Raw genomic sequence first — 20,622 nt, 5'->3', positions numbered from 1 at the left:
CTGAATTTTCCATGGGACTGGAAGAGAAGCTGCCGAGCGGCTTTCTGCTGACCACCGTCGAACAGGCCGCGGGATGGGTGCGCAAGGCGTCCGTCTTCCCGGCCACCTTCGGCCTGGCCTGCTGCGCCATCGAGATGATGACCACCGGAGCGGGCCGGTACGACCTGGCCCGCTTCGGCATGGAGGTCTTCCGCGGATCCCCGCGCCAGGCCGACCTGATGATCGTGGCGGGCCGGGTCAGCCAGAAGATGGCGCCGGTGCTGCGGCAGGTGTACGACCAGATGCCCGCTCCCAAGTGGGTCATCTCTATGGGTGTTTGTGCGTCTTCGGGCGGAATGTTCAACAACTACGCGATCGTCCAGGGCGTCGACCACATCGTCCCCGTGGACATCTACCTGCCCGGCTGCCCGCCCCGCCCCGAGATGCTGCTCGACGCGATCCTCAAGCTCCACCAGAAGATCCAGGGCGGCAAGCTCGGCGTGAACCGGGAAGAGGCGGCCCGCGAGGCGGAGGAGGCGGCCCTCAAGGCGCTCCCCACCATTGAGATGAAGGGGCTCCTGCGGTGAGCGAGGACCCGGCCGTGCAGAACGGCCCCCATGCCGGCGACGGCGACAACGTGCCCGCGCCCCGCGGCGCGGCCGGCCCCGAGGTGATCGGCGTCCGCAAGGGCATGTTCGGCGCCTCGGACGGCGGCGACACCAGCGGCTACGGCGGGCTCGTGCGCACCGTGGCGATGCCCGGCGCGAGCGCCCGCCCGTACGGTTCGTACTTCGACGAGGTCGTCGACGAGCTCGAAGGGGCGCTGGAGGAGCAGGGCCTGCTCCCCGAGAACGCGATCGAGAAGGTCGTCGTCGACCGGGGGGAGCTGACCCTCCACATCGCGCGCGAGCACCTGCTCCTCGTCGCCAGGACCCTGCGCGACGACCCGGCCCTGCGCTTCGAGCTCTGCACCGGGGTCAGCGGAGTGCACTTCCTCGATGACAAGGGCCGCGAGCTGCACGCCGTCTACCACCTGCGCTCGCTCACCCACGGCCGGATCGTGCGCCTGGAGGTGACGGCCCCGGACGCCGACCCGCACGTCCCCTCGATCGTCTCCGTCTACCCGACGAACGACTGGCACGAGCGCGAGACGTACGACTTCTTCGGCCTGATCTTCGACGGGCACCCGGCCCTCACCCGGATCATGATGCCGGACGACTGGCAGGGCTTCCCGCAGCGCAAGGACTACCCGCTCGGCGGCATCGCCATCGAGTACAAGGGCGCCCAGATCCCGGCTCCCGACCAGCGGAGGTCGTACAGCTGATGTCCCCCACATCGAACAACGCGTCAAGCCACGCCTCTGCCCGCGAAACGACCGAGGGCACCGTCTACACCGTCACCGGCGGCGACTGGGACGAGATCGTCCAGTCGGCGGCCCGTGCCGACGACGAGCGGATCGTCGTCAACATGGGCCCCCAGCACCCCTCCACCCACGGAGTGCTCCGCCTGATCCTGGAGATCGACGGCGAGACGGTCACCGAGGCCCGCTGCGGCATCGGCTACCTCCACACCGGCATCGAGAAGAACCTCGAATACCGGAACTGGACGCAGGGCACCACCTTCGTCACGCGCATGGACTACCTGACGCCGTTCTTCAACGAGACGGCGTACTGTCTGGGCGTCGAGAAGCTGCTCGGCATCACCGATCAGATCCCGGACCGCGCCACCGTCATCCGCGTCCTGCTGATGGAGCTCAACCGGCTCTCCTCCCACCTGGTGTGCATCGCCACCGGCGGCATGGAGCTGGGCGCGACCACGATCATGATCTACGGGTTCCGCGACCGCGAGCTGATCCTCGACGTGTTCGAGCTGATCACCGGACTGCGCATGAACCACGCGTTCATCCGCCCCGGCGGCCTCGCGCAGGACCTGCCCCCGGGCGCCGTGGACCAGCTCCGCGACTTCGTGAAGACCATGAAGAAGAACCTGCCGGAGTACGACAAGCTCGCCACCGGCAACCCCATCTTCAAGGCGCGCATGCAGGACGTCGGCTACCTCGACCTCACCGGCTGCATGGCGCTCGGCGCCACCGGCCCGATCCTGCGCTCCGCCGGCCTCCCGCACGACCTGCGCAAGACGGACCCGTACTGCGGCTACGAGAACTACGAGTTCGACGTGCCGACCACCGAGTCCTGTGACTCCTACGGGCGGTTCCTGATCCGGCTGGAGGAGATGCGCCAGTCCCTGCGGATCGTCGAGCAGTGCCTGGAGCGGCTGGAGCCGGGCCCGGTGATGGTCGCCGACAAGAAGATCGCGTGGCCCGCGCAGCTCGCGATGGGTCCCGACGGCCTCGGCAACTCGCTCGACCACATCAAGCAGATCATGGGCACCTCCATGGAGTCCCTCATCCACCACTTCAAGCTGGTGACCGAGGGCTTCCGGGTACCGGCCGGCCAGGCCTACGCGGCCGTGGAGTCGCCCAAGGGCGAGCTCGGCGTGCACGTCGTCTCCGACGGCGGAACCCGCCCCTACCGGGTCCACTTCCGCGACCCGTCCTTCACCAACCTGCAGGCCATGGCGGCGATGTGCGAGGGCGGCCAGATCGCCGACGTCATCGTGGCCGTCGCCTCCATCGACCCCGTGATGGGAGGCGTCGACCGATGACGGCCAATCAGCCCGTATCAGGGGTGAGCCTGGGCATGCCCAAGCTTCCGGCACCCGACTTCCCGGCCGACGTGCGCGCCCGGCTCGAAGCGGACGCGAAGGAGGTCATCGCCCGCTACCCCGACAGCCGCTCCGCGCTGCTGCCGCTGCTCCACCTCATCCAGTCGGAGGAGGGCTACGTCTCGCGCACCGGCATCCGGTTCTGCGCCGAGGTGCTGGGCCTGACGACCGCCGAGGTCACGGCCGTGGCGACCTTCTACACGATGTACCGGCGGGGGCCCTCCGGGGACTACCAGGTCGGCGTGTGCACGAACACCCTGTGCGCGGTCATGGGTGGCGACGCCATCTTCGAGGAGCTCAAGGAGCACCTCGGGGTCGGCAACAACGAGACCACCGCCGACGGCAAGGTCACCCTCGAACACATCGAGTGCAACGCGGCCTGCGACTACGCCCCCGTGGTGATGGTCAACTGGGAGTTCTTCGACAACCAGACCCCCGAGTCCGCCAAGGCCATGGTGGACGACCTGCTGGCCGGCCGCACCGTGGAGCCGACCCGGGGCGCGCCGCTGTGCACGTACAAGGAGACCGCCCGGATCCTGGCGGGCTTCCCGGACGAGCGCGAGGGCGCGGTCGAGGCCAGTGGCGGCGCGGGTCACGCGTCCCTGATCGGCCTGCGCATCGCGCGCGGCGAGGTCCCGCACACCCCGATCGTGCACCCGCGCGGCGAGGCCACCATCGAGGGAGGGGAGTGATGACCGTGTCCACCGAACTGAGTAAGAACGGAACGAGTCCGGAGAAGCTCCTCGCGCCCGTCCTGTCGGCGTTCTGGGACGAGCCGCAGTCGTGGACGCTGGAGACCTACCGGCGCCACGAGGGCTACGAGGGCCTGCGCAAGGCCCTCGCCATGACCCCGGACGATCTGATCGCCTACGTGAAGGACTCCGGTCTGCGCGGACGCGGCGGCGCAGGCTTCCCCACCGGAATGAAGTGGCAGTTCATCCCGCAGGGCGACGGCAAGCCGCACTACCTCGTCGTGAACGCGGACGAGTCGGAGCCGGGAACCTGCAAGGACATCCCCCTCCTCTTCGCCAACCCGCACTCCCTCATCGAGGGAATGATCATCGCCTGCTACGCGATCCGCTCGGAGCACGCCTTCATCTACCTGCGCGGTGAGACCGTGCCGGTCCTGCGGCGCCTGCACGAGGCGGTCCGCGAGGCCTACGAGGCCGGGTACCTCGGAGAAAACATCCTCGGGAGCGGGCTGAAGCTCGACATCACCGTGCACGCGGGCGCGGGCGCCTACATCTGCGGCGAGGAAACGGCCCTTCTGGACTCCCTCGAAGGCCGCCGCGGCCAGCCCCGGCTGCGTCCCCCCTTCCCCGCCGTCGAGGGCCTCTACGCCTGCCCCACTGTCGTGAACAACGTGGAGTCCATCGCCTCGGTTCCCGCGATCCTGAACAAGGGCAAGGACTGGTTCAAGTCGATGGGGACCGAGAAGTCCCCCGGCTTCACGCTGTACTCGCTCTCCGGGCACGTCGTCGGCCCCGGCCAGTACGAGGCCCCGCTCGGGATCACCCTGCGCCAGCTCCTCGACATGAGCGGCGGCATGCGCCCCGGGCACCGGCTGAAGTTCTGGACCCCGGGCGGCTCCTCCACCCCGATGTTCACCGAGGAGCACCTCGACGTCCCCCTCGACTACGAGGGCGTCGGCGCGGCCGGCTCCATGCTCGGCACCAAGGCCCTGCAGTGCTTCGACGAGACGACCTGCGTGGTGCGGGCGGTGACCCGCTGGACCGAGTTCTACGCCCACGAGTCCTGCGGCAAGTGCACACCCTGCCGCGAAGGCACGTACTGGCTGGTCCAGTTGCTCCGCGACATCGAAGCGGGCAAGGGGGTCATGTCCGACCTCGACAAGCTGAACGACATCGCCGACAACATCAACGGCAAGTCGTTCTGCGCGCTCGGCGACGGCGCCGCCAGCCCCATCTTCTCCTCGCTCAAGTACTTCCGCGCGGAGTACGAGCAGCACATCACGGGCAAGGGCTGCCCCTTCGACCCCAAGAAGTCGACCCTCTGGGCCGACACGGAGGTGACCGCATGACCGTGACCACAACAGCGGCCTCCGGCGGCGGGGAAGCGGCGGTCCCGCCCGTGGACCAGATCTCCCTGACCATCGACGGCATCGAACTGTCGGTGCCCAAGGGGACCCTGGTCATCCGGGCCGCCGAACAGCTCGGCATCGAGATCCCCCGGTTCTGCGACCACCCCCTCCTCTCCCCGGTCGGCGCCTGCCGCCAGTGCATCGTCGAGGTCGAGGGCCAGCGCAAGCCGATGGCCTCCTGCACCATCACCTGCACCGACGGCATGGTCGTCAAGACCCAGCTGACCTCCCCGGTCGCCGACAAGGCCCAGCGCGGGGTGATGGAGCTGCTGCTCATCAACCACCCGCTGGACTGCCCGGTCTGCGACAAGGGCGGCGAGTGCCCGCTGCAGAACCAGGCGATGTCCCACGGAAACGCCGAATCGCGTTTCGAGGGCCGGAAGCGGACGTACGAGAAGCCGGTACCGATCTCCACGCAGGTGCTGCTGGACCGCGAGCGGTGCGTGCTGTGCGCGCGCTGCACCCGCTTCTCCAACGAGATCGCCGGCGACCCGATGATCGAGCTGCTGGAACGCGGCGCGCTCCAGCAGGTCGGCATCGGCGAGGGCGACCCCTTCGAGTCGTACTTCTCCGGCAACACCATCCAGATCTGCCCGGTCGGCGCCCTCACCTCGGCCGCCTACCGGTTCCGCTCCCGCCCCTTCGACCTGGTCTCCTCCCCGAGCGTGTGCGAGCACTGCGCGGGCGGCTGCGCCACGCGCACCGACCACCGCCGCGGCAAGGTCCTGCGCCGGATGGCCGCGGACGACCCCGAGGTCAACGAGGAGTGGATCTGCGACAAGGGCCGCTTCGGGTTCCGCTACGCGCAGCGCCCCGACCGGCTCACCACCCCGCTGGTGCGCGGCGCCGACGGGATCCTGGCCCCGGCCAGCTGGCCCGAGGCCCTGGAGGCCGCCGCCAACGGGCTGGCCGCCGCGCGCGGCCGGGCCGGAGTGCTGACCGGCGGACGCCTCACCGTCGAGGACGCCTACGCGTACGCCAAGTTCGCCCGGGTCGTGCTCGACACCAACGACATCGACTTCCGGGCCCGGGTGCACAGCGCGGAGGAGACCGAGTTCCTGGCCGCCACCGTCGCGGGCACCGGCAAGGACCTCGACGGACACGGTGTCACCAACGCCTCGCTGGAGGCGGCCCCGGCCGTGCTCCTCGTCGGCATCGAGGCCGAGGAGGAGGCCCCCGGGGTCTTCCTGCGCCTGCGCAAGGCCCACCGCAAGCACAAGCAGCGGACCTTCGCCCTCGCCCCGTTCGCCACGCGCGGCCTGGAGAAGGCGGGCGGCACCCTGCTGGCCGCCGCCCCCGGCACCGAGCCCGAGTGGCTGAACGCCCTGGCCTCCGACACCGGCCTGGAGGACGGCGGCCAGGCCGCCTCCGACGCGCTGCGCCTGCCCGGCGCGGTCATCGTCGTGGGGGAGCGCCTCGCGGGCGTGCCCGGCGCGCTGACCGCGGCCGTACGGGTCGCGGGCGCCACCGGCGCCACCCTGGTGTGGATCCCGCGCCGGGCCGGGGAGCGGGCCGCAGTCGAGGCGGGCGCGCTGCCGTCCCTGCTGCCGGGCGCCCGTCCCGCCACCGACCCGCGGGCCCGTGACGAGGTCGCCGCCGCCTGGGGCCTGGACGAGCTGCCGCACCGCTACGGCCGCGACACCGGCCAGATCGTCGAGGCCGCCGCCACCCGGGAGCTGTCCGCCCTGCTGGTCGCGGGCGTCGAGCTCGCCGACCTGCCGGATCCGGCCCGCGCCAGGATCGCGCTCCAGGAGGCCTTCGTGGTCTCCCTGGAACTGCGGCCCGGCGAGGTCACCGACCACGCGGACGTGGTCTTCCCGGTCGCGGCCGTCGCCGAGAAGGCGGGCGCGTTCATCAACTGGGAGGGCAGGGTCCGGCCGTTCGAGGCCGCGCTCAAGCCCGAGCAGATGACCCGGCGCCTCGCCCCCGCCGACTCCCGCGTGCTGCACATGCTGGCCGACGCGGCCGACCGGCCGATCGCGCTGCCCGACGTACACGCCGTACGCCGGGAGCTCGACGGGCTCGGCCCGTGGGCCGGGGAGCGCGCCGCCGGACAGTCCGGAGACAGGGAGCTGCTGCCCCGGCCCGGCGCGGGCGAGGCCGTCCTCGCCGGCCATCGGCTCCTCCTCGACCAGGGGCTCCTGCAGGACGGCGACGAGGCCCTGGCCGGCACCCGGCACGAGGCCTCCGCCCGCCTGTCGGCCGCCACGGCAGCCGAGACCGGCGTCAAGAACGGCGACGTCCTCGCGGTCACCGGCCCCGCCGGCTCCGTGGAACTGCCGCTGCGCATCACCGAGATGCCCGACCGGGTGGTCTGGCTCCCGATGAACTCCACCGGCTCCGGGGTCCTCGCCGACACCGGAGCCCGCCCGGGGGCCCTGGTCCGCATCGGCCCGGCCACCCCCGCCGACACCAGCGACTCCCCTGCGGAGGTGGGCGCGTGAACACCGTTCAGATCGCCGCCGAAGACCTCTCCCTGTTCGGCAGGGACGTCTGGTGGCTCGTCGTCGTCAAGGCGGTGTTCTGCTTCGCCTTCCTGATGGTGACCGTGCTCTTCTCCATCGTGTGGGAGCGCAAGGTCGTCGCCTGGATGCAGCTGCGCATCGGCCCCAACCGGCACGGCCCCTGGGGCATGCTCCAGTCGCTCGCCGACGGCGTGAAGCTCATGCTGAAGGAAGACCTGATCGTCAAGCGGGCCGACAAGGTCGTCTACGTCCTGGCCCCGATCATCGCGGCGATCCCGGCCTTCATGGCCATCGCGGTGATCCCCTTCGGCCCGTCGGGCAACGAGGTCTCCATCTTCGGGCAGCGCACCACGATGCAGCTGACCGACCTGCCCATCGCGATGCTCTACATCCTCGCGGTGGCCTCGGTCGGCATCTACGGCATCGTGCTGGCGGGCTGGTCCTCCGGCTCCACGTACCCGCTGCTCGGCGGCCTGCGCTCTTGCGCGCAGATGATCTCGTACGAGATCGCGATGGGCGCGGCCTTCGCCTCGGTCTTCCTCTACTCCGGGTCGATGTCGACCTCGGCGATCGTCGAAGCCCAGGCGGACCGCTGGTACATCATCCTGCTGCCGGTCTCCTTCATCATCTACGTCATCACGATGGTCGGCGAGACGAACCGCGCCCCCTTCGACATGCCGGAGTCCGAAGGCGACCTGGTCGGCGGCTTCAACACCGAGTACTCCTCGATCAAGTTCGCGCTGTTCATGCTCGCCGAGTACGTCAACATGGTCACCGTCTCCGCGGTCTCCGTCACCCTCTTCCTGGGCGGCTGGCGGGCCCCGGCGCCGATCTCCACGTACTGGGAGGGCGCGAACCACGGCTGGTGGCCGATGCTCTGGTTCGTCCTCAAGGTCCAGCTGCTGCTGTTTTTCTTCATCTGGCTGCGCGGCACGCTCCCCCGCGTGCGCTACGACCAGCTGATGAAGCTCGGCTGGAAGGTGCTGATCCCGGTCTCCCTGGTGTGGCTGATGCTGGTCGCCACCGTCCGGGCGCTGCGCAACGAGAACTACGACTTCCAGGAGATCGTGCTCTACGTCGGCGGCGGGGTCATCGCGCTCCTGCTGCTGTCCTTCGTCGCGGACCTGTTCCGCGACAAGAAGGAGAAGACGGCCCTCGCGGATGCCGAACTGGCCTCGGCCGCCGAACCCTTCGACCCCCTGGCGGGCGGGTTCCCCGTACCGCCCAAGCCCGGCCAGCACCTGGCCCCCGTACCGCGCAGGCGGCCCCGCAGTGAGCGGGAGCTCATTGTCAGTGGCGCGGCGAATACTGACAGTGACCGAGAGGAGGGTGCTGAGAATGTCTGACAAGTCTGACGCCGAGCAGGGCGAGAAGTGGCAGAACCCGGTGGCCGGCTTCGGCGTGACCTTCAAGGCCATGTTCAAGAAGCGCCTCACCGAGCAGTACCCGGAGCAGGAAAAGACCACCGCACCCCGCTTCCACGGGCGGCACCAGCTCAACCGCCACCCGGACGGTCTGGAGAAGTGCATCGGGTGCGAGCTGTGCGCCTGGGCCTGTCCCGCCGACGCGATCTACGTCGAGGGCGCGGACAACACCGAGGAGGAGCGCTACTCCCCGGGTGAGCGGTACGGCGCGGTCTACCAGATCAACTACGCCCGCTGCATCCTGTGCGGGCTGTGCGTCGAGGCGTGCCCGACCCGGGCGCTGACCATGACGAACGAGTTCGAACTGGCCGACTCCAGCCGCGAAGCGCTCATCTACACCAAGGAGCAGCTGCTCTCCGGGCTGACCGAGGGCATGGTCGAGGCCCCGCACTCGATCTTCCCCGGCGCCGAGGACACGGACTACTACCGCGGGCTGGTGACCGGGGCGGCTCCCGGCACGGTCCGCCAGGTGGCCGTCTCCAAGGGCGAGACCGCGTCGGAGACCGCGACCTCCGAAAGCGCGTCCGAGGGGGTGGGGGCATGAGCGCCATCGCCGCAGCCGCCACGCTCACCTCCTCCGGTGAGGCAGTGCAGTTCTGGGTCCTCGGTACGGTCGCCGTCATCGGCGCACTGGCCACGATCCTGATGAAGAAGGCCATGCACAGCGCCCTGAGCCTGGCCGGGACGATGATCATCCTGGCGGTCTTCTACCTCGCCAACGGGGCGTACTTCCTCGGCATCGTCCAGGTCGTCGTCTACACCGGCGCGATCATGATGCTCTTCCTCTTCATCGTCATGCTCGTCGGCGTCACCGCCGCGGACTCGCTGACCGAGACCATCAAGGGCCAGCGCTGGCTGGCCGTCCTGTGCGGACTCGGCTTCGGCATCCTGCTGATCGCCGGCATCGGCAACGCCAGGCTCACCCACTTCAACGGACTCGGCCGGATCAACTCCGGCGGGCACGTCGAGGGCCTGGCCACGCTGATCTTCACCAAGTACGTGTTCGCCTTCGAGCTCACCGGCGCCCTGCTGATCACGGCGGCCGTCGGCGCGATGGTGCTCACCCACCGCGAGCGCACCGAGCGGGCCGCCACCCAGCGCGAACTGGCCGAGCGCCGCGTACGCGAGGGCGTACAGCTCCCGCCGCTGCCCGCACCCGGCGTCTACGCCCGGCACAACGCCGTGGACGTCGCGGGCCTGCTGCCGGACGGCACCCCCTCCGAGCTCACCGTCAACCAGACGCTGCGCGCCCGCGGCCAGATCAGGGACGTCTCCGGCCAGGCCCTGGACGACCTGAAGGCCCTGGAGCAGCGGTCGTCCGAGCGGCTCGGCCGTGAGGAGGCCTCGAAGTGAACCCGGTCAACTACCTGTACCTGTCCGCGCTGCTGTTCACCATCGGTGCGGCGGGCGTCCTGATCCGGAAGAACGCGATCGTGCTGTTCATGTGCGTCGAGCTCATGCTCAACGCCTGCAACCTCGCCTTCGTCACCTTCTCCCGGATGCACGGCAACCTCGACGGCCAGATCATCGCGTTCTTCACGATGGTCGTCGCCGCCGCCGAGGTCGTGGTGGGCCTCGCGATCATCGTGTCGCTGTTCCGTACCCGCCACTCGGCCTCGGTCGACGACGCCAGCCTGATGAAGCTGTAAGGGGTCGCTGTGGAGAACATGATCGCGCTGCTGGTAGCAGCGCCCCTGCTCGGAGCGGTGGTGCTGCTCTGCGGCGGCCGCCGTCTCGACAAGACCGGCCACTGGATCGGCACCCTGCTCGCCGCCGTCTCCTTCGGCATCGGCCTCACCCTCTTCGCCGACATGCTCGGCAAGGGCGCCGAGGACCGGACCTTCCACCAGCGGCTGTTCAGCTGGATCCCGGTGGAGGGCTTCCAGGCCGACATCGGCTTCCAGCTCGACCAGCTGTCGATGACCTTCGTCCTGCTGATCTCCGGGGTGGGCACGCTCATCCACGTGTACTCCATCGGGTACATGGAGCACGACGAGCGCCGCCGCCGCTTCTTCGGCTACCTCAACCTCTTCGTCGCCGCGATGCTGCTCCTGGTCATCGCCGACAACTACCTCCTGCTGTACGTCGGCTGGGAGGGCGTGGGCCTCGCCTCGTACCTCCTCATCGGCTTCTGGCAGCACAAGCCCAGCGCGGCCACCGCCGCGAAGAAGGCCTTCCTGGTCAACCGGGTCGGCGACATGGGCCTTTCGATCGCCATCATGCTGATGTTCACCACCTTCGGCACCTTCGCCTTCGGCCCGGTCCTCGGCTCGGTGTCCGAGGCCGGCGAGGGCACGCTGACGGCGATCGCCCTGCTGCTGCTGCTCGCCGCGTGCGGCAAGTCGGCCCAGGTGCCGCTGCAGTCCTGGCTCGGCGACGCGATGGAGGGCCCGACCCCGGTCTCGGCCCTCATCCACGCGGCGACCATGGTCACCGCCGGCGTCTACCTGATCGTCCGCTCGGGCGCCATCTTCAACGGGGCGCCGGACGCGCAGACCGCGGTGGTCGTCGTCGGCGCCGTCACGCTCCTCTTCGGTGCGATCGTCGGTTGCGCCAAGGACGACATCAAGAAGGCCCTCGCCGGCTCGACGATGTCGCAGATCGGCTACATGATCCTGGCGGCCGGCCTCGGCCCCATCGGGTACGTGTTCGCGATCATGCACCTGGTCACGCACGGGTTCTTCAAGGCGGGCCTCTTCCTCGGCGCCGGTTCCGTGATGCACGGGATGAACGACGAGGTCGACATGCGCAAGTACGGCGGCCTGCGGAAGTACATGCCGGTCACCTTCGTGACCTTCGGGCTGGGGTACCTCGCCATCATCGGCTTCCCGGGCCTGTCGGGCTTCTTCTCGAAGGACATGATCATCGAGGCCGCCTTCGCGAAGGGCGGCACCCAGGGCTGGATCCTCGGCGGGGTGACCCTGCTGGGCGCGGCGATCACCGCCTTCTACATGACCCGGGTCATGCTCCTCACCTTCTTCGGCGAGAAGCGCTGGCAGCCGGCGCCGGACCCGGAGACGACGCCCGGCGTGGAGCCCGGCGTCGAGGCGCACCCCGGCGAGATGCCGCACCCGCACGAGTCCCCGAAGTCCATGACCATCCCGATGATCATCCTGGCCTTCGGCTCGGTCTTCGCGGGCGGGTTCTTCGGGATCGGCGACCGGTTCCTGGGCTGGCTGGAGCCCGTCACCGGGTACGAGCACGGCCACCCGCCGGTCAGCGCGCTGACGGTGACGCTGGCCACCATGGTGGTCCTCGTCATCGGTGTCGCCGTCGCCTGGGTGATGTACGGCAGGAAGCCCGTCCCGGTCATCGCCCCGCGCGGCTCGCTCCTCACCCGGGCGGCCCGGCGGGACCTCTGCCAGGACGACTTCAACCACGTGGTCCTGGTCCGCGGCGGGGAGCACCTGACCCGCTCCCTCGTCTACGTCGACCACAGCCTGGTCGACGGCGTGGTCAACGGGACGGCCGCCGGAGTCGGCGGGCTGTCGGGCCGGCTGCGCAAGCTGCAGAACGGCTACGCCCGCAGCTACGCGGTCTCGATGTTCGGGGGCACGGCGATCCTGATCGCCGCGACCCTGCTGATGAGGGCGGTGTGAGATGAGTTTCCCGCTTCTGACGGTGACGGCCGCGGTCCCCGCGGTCGGTGCGATCCTGACGGCGGCCGTCCCGGCCGCCCGCCGGACCGCCGCCAAATGGCTCGCCCTGTTCTTCTCGCTGGCGACCCTGGCCCTGGCCGTGCTCGTCGCGGTCCGCTTCGAGCCGGGTGGCGACCGCTACCAGCTCACCGAATCGCGCTCCTGGATCGCGGACTTCGGCGTCCGCTACGAACTGGGCGTCGACGGCATCGGGGTGGTGCTGATCGCACTCACCGCGCTGCTGATCCCCTTCGTGATCGCGGCCGGCTGGCACGACGCCGACCCCCTGGAGACGCATTCCTCGCGCTGGCGGCCGACCCAGGGCTTCTTCGCCCTGATCCTGCTGGTCGAGGCGATGGTGATCATCTCCTTCGAGGCCACCGACGTCTTCCTCTTCTACATCTTCTTCGAAGCCATGCTCATCCCGATGTACTTCCTCATCGGCGGCTTCGGGGACCGGGCTCACTCCGGGTCGGACGAGAACGCGGCCGCGCAGCGCTCGTACGCGGCGGTCAAGTTCCTCCTCTACAACCTGGTCGGCGGCCTGATCATGCTGGCCGCCGTCATCGGGCTGTACGTGGTCGCCGGGAACTTCTCGCTCCAGGAGATCGCCGCCGCCCGCGCCGCGGGCACGCTCGACATGGCGACCAACACCGAGCGCTGGCTGTTCCTCGGCTTCTTCTTCGCCTTCGCGGTGAAGGCCCCGCTCTGGCCGCTGCACACCTGGTTGCCGAACGCGATGGGCGAGGCCACGGCCCCGGTCGCCGTCCTGATCACCGCCGTCGTCGACAAGGTCGGCACCTTCGCGATGCTGCGCTTCTGCCTCGGGCTCTTCCCCGAGGCCAGCAAGTGGGCCACGCCGGTGATCCTGGTCCTGGCCCTGATCAGCATCATCTACGGCGCGCTGGTCGCGGTCGGGCAGCGGGACATCAAGCGGCTGATCGCCTACGCCTCCATCTCGCACTTCGGCTTCATCATCCTGGGCATCTTCGCGATGACCTCCCAGGGCCAGTCGGGCGCGACGCTGTACATGGTCAACCACGGTCTCTCGACGGCGGCGCTCATGCTGGTCGCCGGCTTCCTGATCTCGCGGCGCGGCTCCCGGCTCATCGCCGACTACGGAGGCGTGCAGAAGGTGGCCCCGGTCCTGGCCGGCACCTTCCTGATCGGCGGCCTGGCCACCCTGTCGCTCCCGGGCCTCGCCCCGTTCGTCAGCGAGTTCCTGGTCCTGGTCGGCACGTTCGCCCGGTACCCGGTCGTCGGCATCATCGCCACCTTCGGCATCGTGCTGGCGGCGCTCTACACGCTGGTCCTCTACCAGCGCACCATGACCGGCCCGGTCAAGGAGGAGGTCCGCACCATGCCGGACCTGCGCCTGCGGGAGGTCCTGGTGGTCGCCCCGCTGATCGCGCTGCTGATCGGACTGGGCGTCTACCCGAAGGTCCTGACCGACATCGTCAACCCGGCGGTGAAGCACACCATGTCGGACGTCAAGCAGACCGACCCGAAGCCCGAGGTGGCTGTCGAGGCGAAGCCCACCAACAAGGGGGAGGAGTCGAAGTGAGCACCCTGACTGCTGCCCAGAACCTGCTGCCGACCCTGGCGGCCGCGGCGCCGATCGACAAGATCCCGGCCCCGCAGATCGAGTACGCCCAGCTGTCGCCCACGCTCATCGTGCTGGGCGCGGCGATCATCGGAGTCCTCGTAGAGGCGTTCGTACCGCGCAAGGCCCGTTACTACACGCAGGTGTTCCTCGCCGTCGCCGCGCTGGCCTCGGCCTTCGCGGCGGTCGTCGGACTCGCCGCCGGCGGGTACGGCGGCTCCAAGGCGCAGATCGCGGCCATGGGCGCCATCGCCGTCGACGGCCCGGCGCTCTTCCTGCAGGGCACGATCATCCTGGCCTCGGTCGTGGCGGTCTTCACCTTCGCCGAGCGGCGCCTGGACCCGGCCGCCCACGGCAACCGGGTGGACTCCTTCGCCGCACAGGCGGCGTCCGTACCGGGCAGCGAGAGCGAGAAGGAAGCCGTCAAGGCGGGCTTCACCACCACCGAGGTCTTCCCGCTCGCCCTGTTCGCGGTCGCCGGCATGCTGATCTTCCCCGCGGCCAACGACCTGCTGACGCTGTTCGTGGCCCTGGAGGTCTTCTCCCTCCCGCTGTACCTGCTCTGCGCCCTCGCCCGCCGCCAGCGGCTGATGTCGCAGGAGGCGGCCGTCAAGTACTTCCTGCTCGGCGCCTTCTCCTCCGCCTTCCTCCTCTTCGGCATCGCACTCGTCTACGGCTACGCGGGCTCCGTCTCGTACGCGACGATCGCGGAGGTCGTCGACGGCACCGTGGCGAACATCGACCCGGCGCTCGCCGACACCATGGGCAACGACGCGCTGCTGCTGATCGGCGGCGCACTGATCCTGATGGGCCTGCTCTTCAAGGTCGGCGCGGTCCCCTTCCACATGTGGACCCCGGACGTCTACCAGGGCGCCCCCACCCCGGTCACCGGCTTCATGGCGGCGGCGACGAAGGTGGCCGCGTTCGGCGCCCTCCTGCGGCTGCTGTACGTGGTGCTGCCCGGCCTGCGCTGGGACTGGCGGCCGGTCATGTGGGGCGTCGCGATCGTCACGATGCTGGCCGGTGCGGTCATCGCGGTCACCCAGACCGACGTCAAGCGGCTCCTCGCCTACTCCTCCATCGCGCACGCCGGCTTCATCCTGGCCGGTGTGATCGCCACCTCGGCGGAGGGCATCCAGTCCGTCCTCTTCTACCTGGCCGCGTACTCCTTCGTGACGATCGGCGCCTTCGCGGTGGTCACGCTGGTGCGCGACGCGGGCGGTGAGGCCACGCACCTGTCCAAGTGGGCGGGCCTGGGGCGCCGTTCACCTCTCACAGCGGCGGTCTTCGCGGTCTTCCTGCTCGCCTTCGCGGGCATCCCGCTGACCTCCGGCTTCTCCGGCAAGTTCGCCGTGTTCAAGGCGGCGGCGGAGGGCGGCGCGGGAGCGCTGGTCGTGGTCGGTGTCATCTCGTCCGCGATCGCCGCGTTCTTCTACATCCGGGTGATCGTCCTGATGTTCTTCAGCGAGCCGAAGGCGGACGGCCCCACGGTCGCCGTCCCGTCCCCGCTGACGATGACGACGATCGCGGTCGGCGTCGCCGTCACGGTGGTGCTGGGCGTGGCCCCGCAGTACTTCCTGGACCTGGCGGGGAGCGCGAGCACGTTCGTGCGCTGACCCTACCGGGTACGGCCTGGGGCCCGGCTTCCCTTCGGGGGAGCCGGGCCCTTCGCCGTACCGGCCGGTTCCGGGGTCAGTGCGGGTGGGGCGCGGGGGTGGTGGTCTTCGGGCAGGTCAGGGCGGGGTTCCAGTTGTGGAAGCGGCCCGCCGGGTTGTCCTCGTACGCCCACATGTGCAGGTCGTAGTGTTTGGGCATGCCCGCCCAGTGGCCCGGCATCGGCCCGTCGAAGGGCAGGCCGAACATGCTCGGCCGGTCGTCGGTGGTCTTCAGGTCCTGGTCCCGGTCGGTGGACATCCACTCCACCGCCTGGAGCTTGCGGCGGCCGTTCCCGTCCTTCTCGGTGCTGTAGAGGAGGGCGGCCGGCCTGCTCGGGTCCGTCGAACCCCAGTTGGCCTGCTTCACGTAGTGGTAGCCCATGGTGCCGACCCCGAACGGGTTGGTCATGCACTCCGTGCCGTGCGGTACGTACCCGTCCTTGAGGGCCTGCCGCTCGTCCACGTACTTGGCCGTCACCCGGATCGCCGTGGCCATGTCGCGCATCGCCTTGGCGTTCCTCGGATCGGGAGCGGGCCCCTCCACGCCGTGGGCCGGGACGGCGGTGGCGGCCAGGCCGAGGGATATCGCGGCCGCGCAGGTCAGGAAGGCTTTCCGGGGGCGGAGGGGCATGGGGACGACTCCTGCCGTTCGGGGGCTTTCGTCCACCATCCAGGCGGGACTGCGGGGCTGCACGCGGCAGGGCTCCGAACGGGGGGTCCGGGGAGCGGGGTCGGGGCCGGACGGGTGGTTCCCGGGCGGCAGCTCACGTCCGGGTTGTAGAGGGCGAAGCGGCCGCCGGGGTTCTCCTTCCACAGCCAGACCCGCAGCTTGTAGTGGGGCGGCTGACCTGGGAACTTTCCGGGGATCGGTCCGTTGAAGGCTGCGCCGAACAGGTTCGGGGGCCGGTCCGCTCCCGTGAAGACCCATTCGAGGGCGGCGAGGCGGCGGGTGCCGCGGGCGTCGTCGACGTAGATGAGGGCGGTGGGCTTCGCCGGGTCGAGGGAATCGTCGTAGGCGTGGTTGAAGTGGGGGTAACCGAGCCCCCCTGCCCCGGCCTTGCCGGGGACGCAGTACGCGTCGGGGACGTAGCCGGCGGCGGTGGCGGCGTGGGGGTCCAGGTAGGGGGCGGTCGCGCGGTACGCGGTGGCGAGGGCGAGGTGGTCGGCGGCTGCCTGGGGCGCGAGGAGGGTGGCGGCGGCCAGCGCGAGGATTCCGGTGCTGGGGATCATGTCCGCAGCGTGCGCTCCGGGTGGGGCCGGTGCCAGACGGGTGGCCCGATCGCGTGGTCCCACGCGCGGCGCGCGGCGCAGCTTTTACAGAGGGTGGTCGCGTGCGTCGGACGCCGCACGCATCGTGACGAGGGACTTGTTCAGCCCGCGCTTCATCAGACCGCTGAGCGGTCGTTCCACGAGTCGGTGGATGAGCCAGGCCGTGAGGAGTGCGACGGCCAGGGAGACGGCGAGCGCGGCGCCCGGTCCGATGCCCAGGGTGCGCAGCCAGTGGATCAAGGTCCAGCCGGCTTCCTGGTGGATGAGGTAGAGGGGGTAGGTGAGGGCGCCGGCGACGGTCAGGCCCTTCCACCGGACCCGGTCGAAGTAGCCCAGGGCCACCGCAATGATCACCAGGTAGGAGAGGGTGACGATGGTGGCGACGACAGTCCAGGAGAGCGGGTGCTGGGTGGCGTCCTCGTAAGTGAGCTTCAGCCGGCGTATCCGGCTGAGCGCGACGAGCCAGGAGAATCCGACGATGCCCCACAGGAGCAGGCTCGGGCCGAAGCGGTGCATCAGGAAGAGGGCGACGCCGGCGATGAAGTACGGGGACTCCTGGGGCATGGCGAAGCTCTCCAGGAGCGGGATCTTCGTCTGCGGGGCGAGGAGTGCGGCGGCGGCCCAGATGCCGCAGAACGCGACGACCCGGCGGTAGGTGAGGCCCATCGTCACGACGATCGCGAAGAGCAGGTAGAACTGCAGCTCCATCCAGAGCGTCCAGTAGACGCCGTCGACGTACTGGGATCCGAGCGGGCTGACGAACATGGTGAAGTTCACCAGCACGGTCTGGACGTCCAGACCGGTGCGAGCACCGGGCCGGCCGAGGTGGGGCACCAGCGTGAGTACGCCCGCGGTCAGCAGGACGGCCGCCCAGTAGGCGGGGAAGACGCGGACGACCCGTGAGACGAAGAAGTCGCCGGGCTTGCGCCCCCAGCAGCTCATGCAGATCACGAAGCCGCTGATGATGAAGAACAGCTGCACGCCGAGCCAGCCGTACGAGGTGTACCTGGCGATGTGCGGCATGAACTCGGACGGGACCTTGCCGCCCCAGATTTCCGGTACGCCCGCGTGGGCGGTCCAGTGGAACGCCAGGACGGCGAGGGCGGCCAGCAGACGCAGCCCGTCGAGCGCGTACAGGCGGGGTGCGGGCCGCGGCCCGGCCGTCTCCGCCAGTGCCGGGCCGGAGGCTGTGAGGGCGGGCGGAATGCGCCCCTCCGTCGGTCTTGCTGCGGCATGGGCCATGAGTCCGTCTCGTCCTTCGGGCGGTCTTTACGCTGTTGCGCACTGCCGCGCCCGTTGAAGACGAGGGGGCCGGGCATCTGCCGCGGCGAGCCTAACCGTGGGTTGAGGGTGTGGGGCGGCTGTGGGGTGGCGGTTGGGTGTCATCGGGGGAAACCTTGCCGATTCCCAAATCCCCTACCGCGTCACCACGCAAGCCCCGGCGCCAAGGACGGGGCGCCGGGGCTTGCGGGTCGGGCACGGTCCGTACGACCGTGCCCGGCGAGTGGGTTCAGCGGCTGCCCACGATGCGGCCGGTGACCTCGCCGAGGCCCACGCGGGTGCCGTCGGCGCCCGGTGCCCACGCGGTGAGCGTGACGGTGTCGCCGTCTTCCAGGAAGGTGCGCTTGCCGTCGGCGAGCTCGATGGCGTCGCGGCCGTTCCAGGTGAGTTCCAGCAGCGAGCCGCGCTGGCCGGTCTCCGGGCCGCTGACCGTGCCCGAGCCGTACACGTCGCCGGTGCGCAGCGAGGCGCCGTTGACGGTCATGTGCGCGAGCTGCTGGGCGGCGGTCCAGTACATCGAGGCGAACGGCGGCGTGGCCACCTCCTGCCCGTTGAGGGAGACGGTGATGCGCAGGTCGAAGCCGCCGGGGCGGTCCGCGGCGGAGTCCTCGAGGTAGGGCAGGAGCGGGAAGTCACGGGCCGGCGGGGCGACCCGGGCCGCATCCAGGGCCTCCAGCGGGGTGACCCAGGCGGAGACGGACGTGGCGAAGGACTTGCCGAGGAAGGGGCCGAGCGGCACGTACTCCCAGGCCTGGATGTCGCGCGCGGACCAGTCGTTGAGCAGGAACAGCCCGAAGACGTGCTCCTCGAAGTCGCCGAGGGCCACGGGGCGGCCCTGCTCCGAGGGGGTGCCGACGACGAAGCCGACCTCGGCCTCGATGTCGAGCTTCACGGAGGGTCCGAAGACGGGCGCCGGGTCGGTGGGGGCCTTGCGCTGGCCGGAGGGGCGCACGACGTCCGTGCCGGAGACCACGATCGTTCCCGCCCGGCCGTGATAACCGATGGGCAGGTGCTTCCAGTTGGGGGTCAGGGCGTCGCCGTCCGGGCGGAACATCCGGCCGACGTTGGTGGCGTGGTGCTCGCTCGCGTAGAAGTCGACGTAGTCGGCGACCTCGTACGGGAGGTGCAGGACGACCTCCTCCAGCGGCAGCAGGTGCGGCTCGACGGAGGGCCGGTGGCCGGGGTCGGTGACCCAGGCGGTCAGCGCGCGGCGCACGTCCTTCCAGGCGGTACGGCCCGCGGCGAGCAGCGGGTTGAGCGAGGGCTGCCCGAGCAGTCCGGCGTACGGGGACCCGAGCGCGGCCGCGGCCGCCCCGGCGTCGAGTACGTGTCCGCCGATGCGGACACCGATGCGGCGGCGCTCCTCCCCGGCACCGGCGGTGGAGAACACGCCGTAGGGGAGGTTGTGCGGCCCGAACGGGTCGCCCTCGGGCACATCGAGGGGGCTCTGCTGGGGCATGGGGTGCTGCCTCGCTTTCGACGCGGCCCGGGGGTGTCCCGGGAGCTGCTTGACAGGTTAAGGGGCTGGTGGGGCGTGCGGGAGGCCGGATTCGGGCACTATTTGTAGGACTTGTCCGAGGAGGTCCGTATCCTGGACGCGTGACTTCCGCCCTCCCCTATGCACTCGTGGCCACCGACCTGGACGGGACTCTGCTGCGCGCCGGAGACACCGTCTCGGCCCGCTCCCACACGGCCCTCGCCGCCGCCCGCGCGGCCGGCGCCCGGCACATCATCGTGACGGGCCGCCCTGTTCCGCAGGTCCGCCACGTCCTGGACGGCCTCGGCTACACGGGACTCGCCGTGTGCGGGCAGGGAGCGCAGGTCTACGACGCGGCGGCCGGGCTGCTCCTGCACTCCGTGGCCATGGACCGGGAGCTGGCCGAAGTCGCCCTCGGGAAGATCGAAGCGGAGGTGGGGGAGGTCTACGCGGCGGTCAACCAGGAGGGCGTCGACGCGGAGATGCTGATGGGGCCGGGCTACCGGATGTGGCACCCGCACCTTCCGGTGGTGTCGGTGGCCCGGCGCTCCGACCTGTGGAGCTCCCCGATCAACAAGGTGCTCCTCCAGCACCCCCGCCTCTCGGACGACGAGCTGACGGAGATCGCCCGGGGCGTGGTCGGGGACCTGGTCAACGTCACGATGGCGGGGGAGCACACGGTCGAACTCCAGCCCCCCGGCATCGACAAGGCGAGCGGTCTGGCGGTGGCGGCGGAGCTCCTGGACGTCTCCGGGTCGTCCACGATCGCCTTCGGCGACATGCCGAACGACATCCCGATGTTCGCCTGGGCGGCGCACGGGGTGGCGATGGCGGGCGCCCACCGGGAACTGTTGGCCGTCGCGGACGAGGTCACCCTCTCGAACGAGGCGGATGGCATTGCGGTGGTCCTGGAGCGGTTGTTCGCTTAGCGTGCGGCGCCGTTGCCGGGGACCAGTCCCCGGGCCCCTGCGCCTCAAACGCCGGCGGGGCTGGGGTGTGGTCGGTG

Annotated in this window: 18 protein-coding genes; 14 read left to right on the top strand and 4 right to left on the bottom strand. The window is 70.2% G+C overall.

The features are described from left to right. Positions 1-11: 11 nt before the first annotated feature. The 13 genes from MTF69_RS32910 to nuoN are packed head-to-tail and all read left to right on the top strand — an operon-like array spanning position 12 to position 15,550. Entirely contained in the window at positions 12-566 is a 555-nt protein-coding gene (locus MTF69_RS32910) for an NADH-quinone oxidoreductase subunit B family protein (RefSeq protein WP_243339941.1), read from the top strand. Continuing rightward, on the top strand, positions 563-1,303 hold the full coding sequence (locus MTF69_RS32905) for an NADH-quinone oxidoreductase subunit C (protein WP_374324673.1): 741 nt from the start codon (positions 563-565) through the stop codon (positions 1,301-1,303). The genes MTF69_RS32910 and MTF69_RS32905 overlap by 4 nt, the downstream gene beginning before the upstream one ends. Continuing rightward, positions 1,303-2,643, top strand: a complete 1,341-nt coding sequence (locus tag MTF69_RS32900) for an NADH-quinone oxidoreductase subunit D (protein ID WP_243339939.1) — start codon at positions 1,303-1,305, stop codon at positions 2,641-2,643. Before MTF69_RS32905 ends, MTF69_RS32900 begins: the two co-directional genes overlap by 1 nt. Continuing rightward, the gene (gene nuoE / locus MTF69_RS32895) at positions 2,640-3,395 is read left to right on the top strand and encodes an NADH-quinone oxidoreductase subunit NuoE (RefSeq protein ID WP_374324670.1); all 756 of its coding nucleotides are present in this window, start codon (positions 2,640-2,642) and stop codon (positions 3,393-3,395) included. Before MTF69_RS32900 ends, nuoE begins: the two co-directional genes overlap by 4 nt. Next, positions 3,395-4,744, top strand: a complete 1,350-nt coding sequence (nuoF, locus tag MTF69_RS32890; RefSeq protein ID WP_243339936.1) for an NADH-quinone oxidoreductase subunit NuoF — start codon at positions 3,395-3,397, stop codon at positions 4,742-4,744. Before nuoE ends, nuoF begins: the two co-directional genes overlap by 1 nt. Then, a complete protein-coding gene (locus tag MTF69_RS32885; RefSeq protein WP_243339935.1) occupies positions 4,741-7,248 on the top strand; it encodes an NADH-quinone oxidoreductase subunit G in 2,508 nt (835 codons plus the stop codon). Before nuoF ends, MTF69_RS32885 begins: the two co-directional genes overlap by 4 nt. After that, positions 7,245-8,615 carry an NADH-quinone oxidoreductase subunit NuoH gene (gene nuoH / locus MTF69_RS32880; protein ID WP_243339934.1) on the top strand — a complete coding sequence of 457 codons (1,371 nt, stop codon included), beginning with the start codon at positions 7,245-7,247 and terminating at the stop codon, positions 8,613-8,615. The genes MTF69_RS32885 and nuoH overlap by 4 nt, the downstream gene beginning before the upstream one ends. Further along, complete coding sequence (gene nuoI / locus MTF69_RS32875) at positions 8,608-9,237, top strand: NADH-quinone oxidoreductase subunit NuoI (RefSeq protein WP_243339933.1); 630 nt, start codon at positions 8,608-8,610, stop codon at positions 9,235-9,237. Before nuoH ends, nuoI begins: the two co-directional genes overlap by 8 nt. Next, a complete protein-coding gene (locus MTF69_RS32870) occupies positions 9,234-10,046 on the top strand; it encodes an NADH-quinone oxidoreductase subunit J (protein ID WP_243339932.1) in 813 nt (270 codons plus the stop codon). The genes nuoI and MTF69_RS32870 overlap by 4 nt, the downstream gene beginning before the upstream one ends. Beyond that, a complete protein-coding gene (nuoK, locus tag MTF69_RS32865; RefSeq protein ID WP_112449176.1) occupies positions 10,043-10,342 on the top strand; it encodes an NADH-quinone oxidoreductase subunit NuoK in 300 nt (99 codons plus the stop codon). The genes MTF69_RS32870 and nuoK overlap by 4 nt, the downstream gene beginning before the upstream one ends. A 9-nt stretch (positions 10,343-10,351) precedes the next feature. Then, the gene (nuoL, locus tag MTF69_RS32860; RefSeq protein ID WP_243339931.1) at positions 10,352-12,292 is read left to right on the top strand and encodes an NADH-quinone oxidoreductase subunit L; all 1,941 of its coding nucleotides are present in this window, start codon (positions 10,352-10,354) and stop codon (positions 12,290-12,292) included. Position 12,293: 1 nt separating this feature from the next. Continuing rightward, positions 12,294-13,895, top strand: coding sequence for an NADH-quinone oxidoreductase subunit M (locus MTF69_RS32855; RefSeq protein ID WP_243339929.1), 1,602 nt, complete (start codon positions 12,294-12,296; stop codon positions 13,893-13,895). 35 nt (positions 13,896-13,930) lie between these two features. After that, the gene (gene nuoN / locus MTF69_RS32850) at positions 13,931-15,550 is read left to right on the top strand and encodes an NADH-quinone oxidoreductase subunit NuoN (protein WP_243340133.1); all 1,620 of its coding nucleotides are present in this window, start codon (positions 13,931-13,933) and stop codon (positions 15,548-15,550) included. A 76-nt stretch (positions 15,551-15,626) separates the two neighbouring features. On the opposite strand, the gene MTF69_RS32845 is transcribed toward nuoN, so the two are convergent. The 4 genes from MTF69_RS32845 to fahA form a co-directional block, all read right to left on the bottom strand. After that, positions 15,627-16,220 carry a hypothetical protein gene (locus MTF69_RS32845; RefSeq protein WP_243339927.1) on the bottom strand — a complete coding sequence of 198 codons (594 nt, stop codon included), beginning with the start codon at positions 16,218-16,220 and terminating at the stop codon, positions 15,627-15,629. Further along, positions 16,190-16,819: a hypothetical protein gene (locus tag MTF69_RS32840; RefSeq protein ID WP_243339925.1), complete on the bottom strand. Its 630-nt coding sequence runs from the start codon at positions 16,817-16,819 to the stop codon at positions 16,190-16,192. The genes MTF69_RS32845 and MTF69_RS32840 overlap by 31 nt, the downstream gene beginning before the upstream one ends. An 84-nt stretch (positions 16,820-16,903) precedes the next feature. Next, entirely contained in the window at positions 16,904-18,100 is a 1,197-nt protein-coding gene (locus tag MTF69_RS32835) for an acyltransferase (protein WP_243339921.1), read from the bottom strand. A gap of 268 nt (positions 18,101-18,368) precedes the next feature. Continuing rightward, positions 18,369-19,598 carry a fumarylacetoacetase gene (gene fahA, locus MTF69_RS32830; protein ID WP_243339919.1) on the bottom strand — a complete coding sequence of 410 codons (1,230 nt, stop codon included), beginning with the start codon at positions 19,596-19,598 and terminating at the stop codon, positions 18,369-18,371. A 140-nt stretch (positions 19,599-19,738) separates the two neighbouring features. Between fahA and MTF69_RS32825 the strand changes: the two genes are divergently transcribed. Next, positions 19,739-20,545: a Cof-type HAD-IIB family hydrolase gene (locus MTF69_RS32825; protein ID WP_243339915.1), complete on the top strand. Its 807-nt coding sequence runs from the start codon at positions 19,739-19,741 to the stop codon at positions 20,543-20,545. The last annotated feature ends 77 nt before the right edge of the window (positions 20,546-20,622 follow it).

The sequence above is a fragment of the Streptomyces sp. AP-93 genome (assembly GCF_022808175.1).
In the GTDB taxonomy this organism is placed as follows: domain Bacteria; phylum Actinomycetota; class Actinomycetes; order Streptomycetales; family Streptomycetaceae; genus Streptomyces.
The sequence above is the reverse complement of the archived record's forward strand: the minus strand, read 5'-3'. Positions and strand labels throughout refer to the sequence as shown.